Consider the following 12,094-nt stretch of genomic DNA (forward strand, 5'->3'; position numbering starts at 1 on the left):
GTGGTCCGGGATTCGGGAGGCCGGTGCCGCGCGCGGGCGCCGCGGCGCCGATGATCTCCGCCGATGCCCCGACGGACCCGCCCGCGCCGGCCGCCGCGGCCGCGAGCCGGCCGTCGGCCGGTCACCCGACCGATATCCGCCGGACGGCGGGAATTCCGGTCGAATACCGGCGTCGCGCCACGATAACGGCGTCTTGAATCGATTGTTCCCACGGGTTTCACGGTCGTGGAGTAATCACCGAAATTTTCGTGAGTTGGTATACCCGAAAAGTTACTTAAACGACTCGTTCGGCCCAAGCCGTTTCGCGATGAACTGCGTAGGTTGCACGACATGTCGCGCATGAATTGGATCCTGGCCATCGTCCTGCCCGCCGCGGTGGTCGTGGCACCCGGCCCGGCGGCGACCGCGGCCGCGGTGACACCCGGGCCGGTGTGCGATCACCAGCCGGCGCTGAACGTGACCGCGCCGGCGGGCGCCGTCTCCGTCGACGCCGCGGTGCCCGGCGACCTCTACCGCAAGTCGCAGGAGTCGCCGCCGGGGACGACGTTCTGGTTGCCGCCGGGCAAGCACACGCTGGCCGCGGACCCGTTCGGGCAGGTCATCCCCAAGGACGGCGACGTCTACCTCGGCGCGCCCGGCGCGGTGCTCGACGGGCAGGGCATCAACCGGGCGGCCTTCACCCAGCTGGCGAAGGACGTCGTGATCCGCGGGCTGACGATCCAGAACTTCGTCGCCCCGCAGGACCAGGGCGTGGTCAACCACGATTCCGGTGCGCACTGGATCATCGAAAACACCACCATCCAGAACAACTCCGGCGCCGGGCTGATGGCCGGTGCCCGGCAGGAAGTGCGGCACACCTGCCTGCGCAACAACGGCCAATACGGCATGAACGCCTACCGCTCCGACAGCACCATCTCCGCGCTGGTCATCGAAGGCAACGAAATCGCGGGCAACAACACCGACGACTGGGAAACGCGCAGCCCCGGCTGCGGGTGCAGCGGCGGAATCAAGTTCTGGGTCGTCGACAAGGCCGACGTCCGCGGCAACTGGATCCACCACAACCACGGCGCCGGCCTCTGGGCGGACACCGACAACAACGACTTCCTGATCGAGAACAACCTCATCGAAGACAACGACGCCGAGGCGCTGTTCTACGAAATCAGCTACAACCTGGTCTTCCGCGACAACGTCCTGCGGCGCAACAGCCTGGTGGCCGGCAAGCGCCGGTCCGACAAGGGCGACAACTTCCCGGTGGCCAGCGTGTACCTGTCGGAGTCGGGCGGCGAACCGCGGGTGCCCGCCCGGACCCACCTGATCGACATCTACGACAACACCTTCGAGGACAACTGGTCCGGGATCACCGCGTGGGAGAACGCCGACCGGTTCTGCAACAGCCCGGCCAACACGTCGATCAACACGTGCACCAAGCTCGTCACCGACCGGACGCAGTGCTCCGCGCCGGCCATCGCGGACGAACCGCTGTACGACGACTGCCGCTGGAAGACCCAGCTCGTCGAGGTGCACAGCAACACGTTCCGCTTCGACCCGGCGCACGTCGGCTGCACGAACGGGATGTGCGGCAAGATGGCCCTGCTGTCCAACTACGGGACCTATCCCGCCTGGTCGCCCTACAAGGGCACGGTCATCCAGGACGCCATCACCCACGACCAGGACAACTACTGGTTCAGCAACGACTACTACGGCCCCTGGAAGTTCGTCGCGGGGGACACCTCCCGGGTCCTGACCGCCGACCAGTGGCAGTCGACCCCGTGGGACCAGGACAACTGCGCGACCTTCGACGACGTGATGCCGCGCTGCTGACCGGCCCGTGGTGACCGGGCAAGAGGTGACCGGGCAAGAGGTGACCGGAAAAGCGAGCAGGCGGAAAGTGTCCGCCGGTGCCTATGCTGGCTGGTCCCGTTCTCTCGCGAAAGGTCCCCACCATGGAACAGCCCGGGAGTCACGAAGCCGCGGCAACCGCCGACGGGGTGAACCGGCGCAGCCTGCTCGTCGGGGTCGGCGGCCTCCTCGCCGCCGGGGGAGCCACGTCCCTGCTCGCGTCGCCCGCCGCGGCGGACCCCGCAGCCCGGCCGGAGCGCGACGGCCGGGTCGAGGCCCTCCTCGGGAAGATGACCCTCGAGGAGAAGCTCGGCCAGCTCCAGCTCGTCGGCACCGAAGACGCCGCGCGGGCCGCGTTGGCGACCGGGCAGCTCGGCGGCGTCTTTTCGGTCGTGGGCGCCACGAAGCTCAACGCGCTGCAGCACATCGCCGTCGAACAGACCCGGTTGCGCATCCCGCTCATTTTCGGCCTCGACGTGATCCACGGGTACACCACGAACTTCCCGATCCCGCTGGCCCAGGGCGCGAGCTTCGATCCCGGGGTCGCGGCCACCGACGCGACGGTCGCCGCGAAGGAGGCCCGGCGCAGCGGGATCCACTGGACGTACGCCCCGATGATGGACGTGACCCACGAGCCGCGCTGGGGCCGCATCGCCGAGGGCTACGGCGAGGACCCCTACCTGGCGAGCCGCATGGCCGTCGCGAAGGTCCGCGGCTACCAGGGTGAGGACTACTCGTCGCCGGACCGGCTCGCCGCCTGCGCCAAGCACTTCGTCGCCTACGGGGGAGCGGAGGGCGGCCGGGACTACAACACCGTCGACGTCTCGCCGCAGCGGCTGCACAACCTTTACTTGCCGCCGTTCAAGGCCAGTGTCGAAGCCGGCGTGGCGACGGTGATGGCGAGCTTCAACACGATCAGCGGAGTTCCCGCCCACGGCAACGGTTACGTTCTGCACGACGTGCTCAAGGGCGCCTACGGGTTCCGCGGGTTCGTCGTCAGCGACTACACCGGCATCGAGGAGCTGATCCTGCACGGGCTCGCCGGGGACGGCGCCGACGCCGCGGCCGCCGCGCTGCCGGCCGGCGTGGACATGGAAATGGTCAGCACCAACTACGTGCGGTACGGCAGGCAGCTGCTGGCCGAACGCCGGATCACCCGCGACCAGATCGACGACGCCGTCCGCCGGATCCTGCTGGTCAAGTTCGAACTCGGGCTGTTCGAGCGGCCCTACGTCGACGAATCCGGTGAAGTGAAAGCGCCTTCTGCGGCCGCGCTCGCCGCGTCCCGGCAGGCCGCCGGGCGGTGCATGGTGCTGCTGAAGAACGACGGGCCGGTGCTGCCGCTGGCGAAGTCGGTCCGCTCGGTGGCCGTCGTCGGGCCGCTCGGCGCGGCGACCTACGACCTCAACGGCACCTGGCCGGGCCTCGGGACCGGGGCGTTCACCACGCCACCGGTGACCGTGGTCGACGGGATCAAGGCCGCGGCGCCCGGCGCCACCGTGACGTTCACCGCCGGCTGCACCGTCGACGGCACCGACACCAGTGGGTTCGCCGCCGCGCAGCAGGCGGCCCGCGCGGCCGACGTGACCGTCGTCGTGGTCGGCGAAACCGCCGCCATGAGCGGCGAAGCGGCCGCGCGCAGCAGCATCGACCTGCCCGGCGTGCAGCAGCAGCTGGTGGCCGCGATCAAGGAGACCGGGAAGCCGTTCGTGGTGGTGCTGGTCAACGGCCGTCCGCTGACGATCCCGTACCTGCACGACAACGCCACGGCCGTCCTCGAAGCGTGGGCGCCGGGGGTGCAGGGCGGGCACGCGATCGCCGACGTCCTGTTCGGCGTGGTCAACCCGGGCGGCAAGCTGCCGGTGAGCTTCCCGCGCGCGGTCGGCCAGGTCCCGATCTACTACAACCACGAGAACACCGGCCGTCCCGCCGATCCGGCAAACAAGTACACGTCGAAGTACCTCGACCTGGAGTCCGGCCCGCTGTACGAGTTCGGCCACGGGCTGTCGTACACGACGTTCCGCGTCGACGGCCTGCGCCTGTCGGCCACCCGGATGCCCGCCCGCGGCGGCCGGATCCAGGTCAGCGCCCAGGTGACCAACACCGGCGGCCGCACGGGCGACGAAGTCGTCCAGCTGTACCTGCGCGACCCGGTCGCGAGCATCGTGCAGCCGGTCCGGCGGCTCCGCGGCTTCGAGCGGGTCACCCTGGCCGCAGGCGCGTCGAAGACGGTGTCGTTCACCCTCACCCCCGAAGACGTCGGCTTCTACGACAACGCCGCGAAGTTCCGCGTCGAGCCAGGCGAGATCGAGGTCTACGTCGGCACCAGCTCGGCGGCCACGCTGACCGCGCGCTTCACCGTCACCTGACCGGCTCCTTGGCCAGGAGCATCGTCGCCGGCCCGAAGCCCGCCCGCCGGTAGAACGGCCTCGAGCGCTCGCTCGGGGCCAGCACGATCCGCACCGCACCCTGCTCGCGGGCGTAGCCGATCGCCGTGTCGAGCAGGGTGGTGCCGATGCCCCGGTCGCGGTGGCCGGCGAGGACGAAGGCGTTGCCCAGGTAGTACCAGAGCGAAGGCGCCCGGCCCGGTTTCGGCATCCGGGTGAAGGTGACGAGGTTGACCATCCCGACCGGCTCGTTGCCGAGTTCGGCCAGGAAGATCACCCGGCGCGCGGCCTCGGCCGCGTACCACTCCGCGAAGCGGTCCTCGAAGCCGTCGTCCTCCAGGGGGTGGCCGGACTCCTCCTCGACCCACGCACGGCGCAGCGCGGCGACCCGCGCCGCGTCGTGCTCGCCGGTCCGCCGTACGGTCAGGGTGCCTGACGTGATCGTCATGAGGGTCATCTTCGGGGAACTTCAGCCACTGCCTCAACTCGCTTTCGTCAGCTTATGTTGACGCCCACCTTGTGTCAGCTTATGCTGACGACATGGAGAAGACACTCGACCTCGCCGCCGGAGCCGCCAACAGCGATCCGGACATCGGGCTGCGCGCCGTGGCCTCGCTGCGGATCCTGACCGAAGAACTGGAAACCCTTCAGGTCGACCGGGCCCGGGCACTGGGCTGGAGCTGGCAGGACATCGCCGCCCGGCTCGGCGTCACCAAGCAGACGGTCCACCGCAAGCACGGCCGCCGGAACAGGAGCCGATCGTGAACCGAGCGTTCGACGACGGCGCCCGCCGCATCGTCGGCCGCGCCCAGCAACAGGCCCGCGCCCTCGGCCACGGCGGAATCGGCTGCGAGCACCTGCTGTTCGCCGTCGCCGAGTCACCGGACCCGGCCGGCGCGGTGCTGCGGGAGCACGGACTCACCCCCGCGCGCGTGACCGAGCAGACCCGGCGGCTGCTGGGCGGCACCGCCACCGTTTTCGACCGCCTCGACGGCGAAGCGCTGGCCAGCCTCGGCATCGACCTGCAGACCGTGCGCCGGACCGTCGAGGCCACGTTCGGGCCGGAGGCCCTGCGCCCGGCACGGCCCGGGCCGCGGCGACGCTGGTACCACCGCCGGCGCCCCCGCCGGCCCGGCGGGCACCTGCCCGTCACCGGCCGCGCCCAGCGCTGCCTGGACGCGGCCGTGCACGAGGCGAAACGCGCGGGCAGCACCGCCGTCGACGCGACGACCCTCGCCGTCGCGGTCGTCACCGCGGACGGCGGGCTGGTGCCCCGGATCGTGCACACCACCGGCGTCCCGGCGGAAGCCCTGCGCGCCGCCATCCTGCGCCGGGCCCGTCATGCGGGCTGACCGCCACCGGCCGGCGCGGTGGGTGCGCCGGATCGCCGTGGCCGGGTGGGCGTTCAGCTGGTACACGATCTACCGCGAGATCTTCGTCTGGCACCACATGACGACCCGCCTGCGCTTCCGGCCACCCGACCTCCCGCCGGGGATCGCCGGCCGGCCCCACCCGGGCTTACCCCTGATCGCGGTGTGCGTGACGTCGGTGGCGGCACCCCTGGTCGCCCTCGCCACCACGCTCGGCCCGGCACGCCGGCGAACGGCCGCCGGAACCGGCCGAAGCCGCCGCTGACGAGGGCCATTCCGCCGGCGACCGCGACGTGCGCCAGGCCCGCTTCCGCGCGACTTTCGCCGTCCGTGGCGCTGTACTAGCTTGGCCGGGTTGTCGAGAGGGGAGAGATCGACATGGGAATCGAACGGAGCCTGCGGAATTTCGTGGTCCGGACGCCGCTGGCGGAAAGCCGGCTCGTCGGCGGTGCGTACGCGGCGCTGAACCGCATCAGGTTCAGGCGTTCCTGGGACCGGCCCGTCGAGTTTCGCGGCGCCCGGTTCGTGATCGGCCGCGACCTGACGCTCTACCCGTTCGTGCGGTCCGGCGGATTCGAAGAACGGGAGCTGGACTGGCTGCTTCCGCGGATCAAACCCGCCGACGTCGTGTGGGACGTCGGGGCCAACGTCGGGATCTACACCGTTCTGCTGGCCCGGCGAGCTCGGCGGGTGGTCGCCTTCGAACCGATTCCGGCCACCATGGCGCGGCTGCGCGCGAACATCGGCCTGAACGGCGTCGACAACGTCGAGCCGGTCGAGGCCGCACTGGCGGACGAGGCCGGGCGCAGGCCGATGGCCGTCCTGGCCTCCGGTGCCGGTGGCTCCCACCTCGTGCGCGACGGTGGCGGCAGCTTCGAGGTGGTTGTCACGACCGGGGACCGCTACGCGGCCGAGCACGGCGCGCCCGACGTCGTCAAGGTCGACATCGAGAGTTTCGAACCGGAATTCGTCCGTGGTGCGTTCGCCGTGCTCCGGGACAACCGGCCATTGCTGACCCTCGAGGTGAACCGGACTTCGATGGCGACCGCCGCCGACCGCGCACGGTGGCAGGCCATGGCGGACGCCCTGTTCGGTTTGTACGGCGAGGCCGTCTGGTTCGGCCCTTCCGGGCCGCCGATGACCGTCCGCGGGTTAACGCCGGACGACGTTCCGCTTCGGCCTTGCACATTGGCGTTCGGAAGGGTTTGAGCGGCGAACGGCGGTAACGGCGGGCGTGCAACGCAAACGGCCGATCGTGCGTCGCCGGAGGACTGGCAAAAGAGTGGTGTCTCCGATCGGAAACCGGCCGGAAGCGTGCCCTCCAGGGCGATTGACATCGCACCTGTACCACTGATAACCGGGTGCGCCGCCAATGGTCCGGTCGTGTTGCACGCTTAGACTCATCGGCCGAAGCGGTTGTTGAAAATTTCTCATTCTTTCCCGGGCCTTCGGCGGGGAAAAGAATCATGGCCATTCCCGGTCATCGAGCTCGTGTTGACATCACTTCGGTAAATTGGAACACTGTGCCGCGGCGCCCGGTGCGGCGTCGCCTCAAAGGGGTTGTCGGATCTACCGATCACGGGGAGATCGGAAGCCGGCCGAACGGGATCGGCCGGTTGTCCCGGCTGACGACGTGGTTGCCGAAGTCGCGCTTTGCCTGGTCACATCCGTAGCCGTTCCACGGGTGTGCCATGCCTGTTTCCGCGCTGGCGGCCGTGGCGGATGCCGGGGTCATTTTCCGATCGCCTTTTCGCGCATTCATTGGGAGGAGAACATATGGGAATCCGTGCTTTGCGGCTGAAAACTTTCCTGGCGGTCGCCGGCCTGGTGGCCGGCGGCGCGCTGGTCGCGTCGGCGCCGGTCGCGGCCGCGGCGGCACCGGACGGTGTCGTGCAGTCCCCGCAGATCGACCGGCTCACCCAGGGGCAGGCGGAGAAGTTCTGGACGCCGGAGCGGCTGCGCAGCGCCAGACCGGTCGCCCAGGACGTCCCCAAGGTGGCGGCCCAGCCGCAGGCGGCCAACCCGGTGCTGACGCCGGGCGGTGACCAGTTCGGCAACGCGCAGGTCGCCCGGCCGTACACCTCGGACTTCAAGTCGCGGGTGACCGGCAAGGTCTTCTTCGTCAACCCCCGGGACGGCCTGACGTACGTCTGTTCCGGCTCGGTCATCAACTCCACCGGCAAGAGCGTGGTCGCCACCGCGGCGCACTGCGTGTTCCAGGGTGGGGCCGGCCAGTCGATCTGGAGCTCGAACTTCATCTTCATCCCGTCGTACGACAACAACAGCCGCCCGCTGGGCACCTGGAACGCCGCGCAGTTCTGGATCCCGACGACGTACTTCAACCACGGCAACGACGGCTTCACCCACGAAGACGACGTGGCGACCGTGGCGATCGCCGCGCAGGGCGCGAACAAGATCACGAACGTGGTCGGCGGCCTCGGCTGGGTGTCGAACAACTCCGGCACGATCAACGGCTGGGACACCCACGGCTACCCGCAGGAGATGTACGGCGGCCAGAACCAGCTGCACTGCATCGGCAACGGCCGCGACGCGGGCGGCTTCAACGGTGACACCTACCTGTTCACCAACAACTGCGTCGCGTTCGGCGGCTGGAGCGGCGGCCCGGTGATCAACGCCAGCAACCAGCTGCTCGCGGTCACCTCCGGCAGCGACCGGTCCACCAACTCGTTCTACGCGCGCGCCGCGTCGAACACGTGGATCCCGGTGCTCAACGCCGCCCAGGCGGCCGGCTTCTAAGGAACACCCCCGGCAGGGTGAGGGGCCACCGCGGCGGCTGTCCATTCCGGACACCGCCGGGTGGCCCCTCGTGGTATTGCGAAACGCCCCGAAAGGCGCCGGATCCCAGGTACTATCTCCCGGCCCGGGACCGAGGCTGGGAGGGCGACATGACGGCTGTCGCGGTCGTGCTCCTGGTGCTCGGTGCCGCGTTGACCATGGTGATGCCGGTCTGGGCGTTGCTGACCTGGGGTGCCCGCCGGGAACGGAGGCGGCTCGCCCGCCTGCCCGTCACCCGGTGCGCCGAAGTGACCGCCTCGGGACAACGGCTGTGCGCGGTCGAAGGGCGGAGTTCGCCCGGCCCGGCGGGACCGCTGATCGCGCCGCTGTCCGGCGAGCCGTGCGTGTGGTACTTCAGCCAGGTGGTGGAGAACACCATTTCCGACGGCGGTTCCACGATCCTGGCCTGGGAAGCCGGCGGCGACATGGCGTTCGCGGTCCGGGACGGTTCCGGGGCGGTCCTCGTCGACGGCCGGCTGGTCCACCCCGTCCGCCGCTCGAGCCGGACCGGCCACCGGCCGCCCGTGCGGCACGTGGTGGCGGAGGACGTGAGCTCCGCGCGGGAAAGCGCCCACCTGCGGGGCTTGATCGCCCGGGGCCTGGTGAGCGGGGAGTCGTTCGAACGCGGGCTGCTGTCGAGTTCGCTGGGCTGGAGTGTGCGCGAAGACGTGTTGCCGGCCGGCGAGCCGCTCCACGTGCAGGGACGGCCCGGGTTCCGGAACGGCCACCCGCTGCTCGGTGAGGCGCGCGGCAAGCACCTCGTCACCGGCGCCACCCGCGCACAGCTGACCGACGCCACCGAACAGGACGTGCGGACCGGCTCGGGATGCCTCCTGATCGGCGTCATCGCGGGCCCGCTCCTGCTCGTCGCCGGCTACCTGCTGCTGACGGGGAACGTCGGGTGAGCTCACGCCAAGGCTTGGCGGCGGAACTCGGCCGGGGTGACGCCGGCGGTGTTCTTGAAGACCTGGCCGAAGTGGGACGCGTCGGCGAAACCCCAGCGGGCGCCGATCGCGGCGACCGGGACCGTGCGGGCGGCCGGGTTCGCCAGGTCGCGCTTGCAGGCTTCCACGCGGCGGTGGCGGATCCACCCGGCCACCGTGTGGCCGCTGTCGCGGAACAGCGCGTGCAGGTGGCGCACGGAAACGAAGCAGGCGGCCGCGATCGTCTCGACGCGCAGGTCCGGATCGGACAGTCGTTCGTCGATGCAGGCCTGCACGGCCTGCCGGCGCCGGGCGCGGTCGTCGCGGCCGGCCGGGCCGGTGATGCCCGCCTGGGCTCGCAGCATCGTCGCCGTCATGTCGATCACGTTGCCCGCCAGCAGGATTCCGGCGGACTGGTGGGCCGGGGCCAGCGAACCCAGGTTGAGGATCGTCGACCAGACCACGGGCGCGATGCCGTGCTCGGTGGAGAACGTGCGGGCCGCCAGCTCGGCGAAGGCCTCCGCGTCGTGGGCGCCGAGCGCCGCCTTGCGGAAGCGCACGTTCACCGACCGGTAGCCGTCGCCGACGTCGAGGGTCAGCGGGCGTTCCGAATCGTAGAGCGCGAACTCGCCGGCGCGGAGGGTCGCGGACCGGCCGGCCTGGGTGACCTGCTTGGCTCCGGCGAGCTGCAGGGTCAGCAGGAAATAGGCGTCGCCCGCGCGCGTCAGGTCCTCGGGACGGCGGTGGACGGTGTGCCGGCGGCAGGCCACGCCGAACAGGCCGAGGTCGCCCAGCGAGCGGTGGGTGATGGAACCGGCGAAGCTCCTCGAGGTGTCGAACTCGAAGCTGAAGTGGAGCGACACGCCGGCGTTGACCTGCTGTTCCCAGACGCCCGGGCCGACCTCGGCGGCGGTGCGCGGTACCGCGCTCCCGGTGGGCAGCAGGCTGAACGAACCGGCCATGGTCGCTCCTGGGGGCACGTGGGCAACGCGGTCAGGGTACGCCGTGGCCCCGGCTGTGCACATCGGCGACATCGTCGTGCACATTCCGCCGATGCCCGCGACGGCCCGCCGTTCGTAGCTTGGGTTCCCCAGTGGCCGCAGCTCGACGAGGAGACGCCCGCAATGGCCTACATCGAAGGTTCCCACCACATCACGCTGTCCGTCGGCGGGGCGCAGGAAGACGTCGACTTCCACGTCAAGGTGCTGGGCATGAGGTTCATCAAGCGCACCGTCCTCTTCGACGGCTCGGTGCCGATCTACCACCTGTACTACGCGAACGCGAACGGCGACCCGTCGAGCGTCGTCACGACCTTCCCCTGGGCGCAGGCCGGGCTGTACGGCAAACGCGGCACCAACCAGAGCCGCGAGGTGCTGCTGTCGGTCCCCGAGGGGAGCCTCGACCACTGGCACCGGCGGCTGACCGAGCACGACGTCGAGGTCCGCGACGTGGAGGTCTTCGGCCGGCGGCGGCTGGCGTTCGAGCACCCGTGCGGCATCGAGTACATGCTCGTGACCAACGAAGGCGACGACCGCGTCGGTCACGCCGGGCACGGGGTCCCGCCGGAGTACGCGATCCACGGCCTGCACGGTCTCGGGGTGCACGTGACGACGCCCGACCGCACGGTCGAGTTCGCCAACGACACCTTCTACGCCCAGGACGGGCTCGCCGAAGAGGGCGACCGGATCGCCGTGCAGCTCGGGAAGCAGGCCCACGGCAACCACCTCGAGATCACCGTCAACCGCCGCGACGAGCAGGGGACCTGGCACTACGGGGCCGGCACCCACCACCACTTCGCCTGGAACGCCGACACCCTGGAGAACCAGGACGAGCTGAAGTTCGAGGTCGAGGGCCGCGGCTACACCGACATCTCGGAACTGAAGGACCGCAAGTACTTCAAGAGCGTCTACGTCCGGTCCCCGGCCGGCGCCCTGTTCGAGCTGGCGGTCACCCACGCCGACGGCGGCTGGGACTGCGACGAATCGCCGCACGAGCTGGGGCAGCGGTTCCAGCTGCCCGAGCAGTTCGAACACCGCCGCGACGAACTGCTCGCCGCGCTCGAGCCGATCGACGGCTGAGGGTGAATCCCCATCTGGGGCAGCCGGTCCTGACCTGGGGCCCGGCCGAGGCGTCCGTCGTGGTGCTCGCCGTGCACGGCCGCGGGCAGGAGCCCGGGTTCATGCGCGAGCTGACCGGGCGGCTCGGCCCGCTGCCGGCGCGGTTCGTCGCGCCGGCAGCGGCCGGCGGCACCTGGTACCCGCTGCCGTTCCGGGAGCCGATCGCCGGGAACCAGCCCCACCTCGACAACGCGCTCGCGGCGATCGAGGCCCGGATCGAGACGCTGCTCGACGCCGGAACGGCCGCCGGCGACCTGGTGCTGCTGGGGTTCTCGCAGGGCGCCTGCCTGCTGGCGCACCTGCTGCTCACCCGGCCGCGCCGCGTCGGCGCCGCGGTGCTGCTCACCGGCGGGTTCATCGGGCCCGACCCGATCAGCCCGCTTGCCGGCGGCGAGCTCGACGGCGTGCCGGTGCTGCTGCGGAGCATCGAGGACGACCCCTGGGTCCCCGCCCACCGGGTCGTGGAAACCGGCCGGCTCTTCGAGGTCGCCGGAGCCCGGGTCGACCTGGCCATCGCACCGGGGAACGAGCACGTCGTGACCGATGAGGCCTGCGCCGCGGCCGCCGGCGTGATCGGCCGCCTCGGCCCGTGAGCCGCGACTGTCGACGGATTGTCGACGGCTTGTGGAATCGTGCGGGCTGGGGGCAAGCGTCCCCGCGGG

Annotated in this window: 12 protein-coding genes; 10 read left to right on the top strand and 2 right to left on the bottom strand. The window is 70.7% G+C overall.

From position 1 onward, the window contains the following. Positions 1-330 precede the first annotated feature (330 nt). Both AB0G28_RS40430 and AB0G28_RS40435 read left to right on the top strand, forming a co-directional pair. The gene (locus AB0G28_RS40430) at positions 331-1,821 is read left to right on the top strand and encodes a right-handed parallel beta-helix repeat-containing protein (protein ID WP_361102381.1); all 1,491 of its coding nucleotides are present in this window, start codon (positions 331-333) and stop codon (positions 1,819-1,821) included. A gap of 122 nt (positions 1,822-1,943) precedes the next feature. Further along, the gene (locus tag AB0G28_RS40435) at positions 1,944-4,208 is read left to right on the top strand and encodes a glycoside hydrolase family 3 N-terminal domain-containing protein (protein WP_361102384.1); all 2,265 of its coding nucleotides are present in this window, start codon (positions 1,944-1,946) and stop codon (positions 4,206-4,208) included. Here the strand turns inward: AB0G28_RS40435 and AB0G28_RS40440 are convergent. Then, the gene (locus AB0G28_RS40440; protein WP_361102387.1) at positions 4,201-4,674 is read right to left on the bottom strand and encodes a GNAT family N-acetyltransferase; all 474 of its coding nucleotides are present in this window, start codon (positions 4,672-4,674) and stop codon (positions 4,201-4,203) included. The two genes, AB0G28_RS40435 and AB0G28_RS40440, sit on opposite strands and share 8 nt — an antisense overlap. Positions 4,675-4,766: 92 nt before the next feature. Here AB0G28_RS40440 and AB0G28_RS40445 point away from each other — a divergent pair, with 92 nt between their 5' ends. From AB0G28_RS40445 to AB0G28_RS40470, 6 genes are all read left to right on the top strand, one after another. Continuing rightward, a complete protein-coding gene (locus AB0G28_RS40445) occupies positions 4,767-4,991 on the top strand; it encodes a helix-turn-helix domain-containing protein (protein ID WP_361102390.1) in 225 nt (74 codons plus the stop codon). Continuing rightward, positions 4,988-5,578, top strand: coding sequence for a Clp protease N-terminal domain-containing protein (locus AB0G28_RS40450; protein WP_361102393.1), 591 nt, complete (start codon positions 4,988-4,990; stop codon positions 5,576-5,578). The genes AB0G28_RS40445 and AB0G28_RS40450 overlap by 4 nt, the downstream gene beginning before the upstream one ends. Beyond that, positions 5,568-5,861, top strand: a complete 294-nt coding sequence (locus AB0G28_RS40455) for a hypothetical protein (RefSeq protein WP_361102397.1) — start codon at positions 5,568-5,570, stop codon at positions 5,859-5,861. Before AB0G28_RS40450 ends, AB0G28_RS40455 begins: the two co-directional genes overlap by 11 nt. Before the next feature lie 113 nt (positions 5,862-5,974). Then, complete coding sequence (locus tag AB0G28_RS40460) at positions 5,975-6,805, top strand: FkbM family methyltransferase (protein ID WP_361102400.1); 831 nt, start codon at positions 5,975-5,977, stop codon at positions 6,803-6,805. Positions 6,806-7,372: 567 nt separating this feature from the next. Continuing rightward, positions 7,373-8,353, top strand: coding sequence for a trypsin-like serine protease (locus AB0G28_RS40465; RefSeq protein ID WP_361102403.1), 981 nt, complete (start codon positions 7,373-7,375; stop codon positions 8,351-8,353). A gap of 149 nt (positions 8,354-8,502) precedes the next feature. After that, on the top strand, positions 8,503-9,297 hold the full coding sequence (locus AB0G28_RS40470; protein ID WP_361102406.1) for a hypothetical protein: 795 nt from the start codon (positions 8,503-8,505) through the stop codon (positions 9,295-9,297). Positions 9,298-9,299: 2 nt separating this feature from the next. Here AB0G28_RS40470 and AB0G28_RS40475 read toward each other — a convergent pair whose 3' ends face one another. After that, complete coding sequence (locus AB0G28_RS40475; RefSeq protein ID WP_361102409.1) at positions 9,300-10,277, bottom strand: helix-turn-helix domain-containing protein; 978 nt, start codon at positions 10,275-10,277, stop codon at positions 9,300-9,302. Between the two features lie 162 nt (positions 10,278-10,439). Between AB0G28_RS40475 and AB0G28_RS40480 the strand changes: the two genes are divergently transcribed. Together AB0G28_RS40480 and AB0G28_RS40485 are read left to right on the top strand one after the other, a co-directional pair. After that, positions 10,440-11,393, top strand: coding sequence for a VOC family protein (locus AB0G28_RS40480; RefSeq protein WP_361102412.1), 954 nt, complete (start codon positions 10,440-10,442; stop codon positions 11,391-11,393). A 2-nt stretch (positions 11,394-11,395) separates the two neighbouring features. After that, positions 11,396-12,025 carry a phospholipase gene (locus tag AB0G28_RS40485; protein ID WP_361102415.1) on the top strand — a complete coding sequence of 210 codons (630 nt, stop codon included), beginning with the start codon at positions 11,396-11,398 and terminating at the stop codon, positions 12,023-12,025. Positions 12,026-12,094 lie beyond the last annotated feature (69 nt).

Origin of the sequence: Amycolatopsis sp. NPDC021455 (genome assembly GCF_040640995.1) — a bacterium.
Taxonomy (GTDB): Bacteria; Actinomycetota; Actinomycetes; order Mycobacteriales; family Pseudonocardiaceae; genus Amycolatopsis.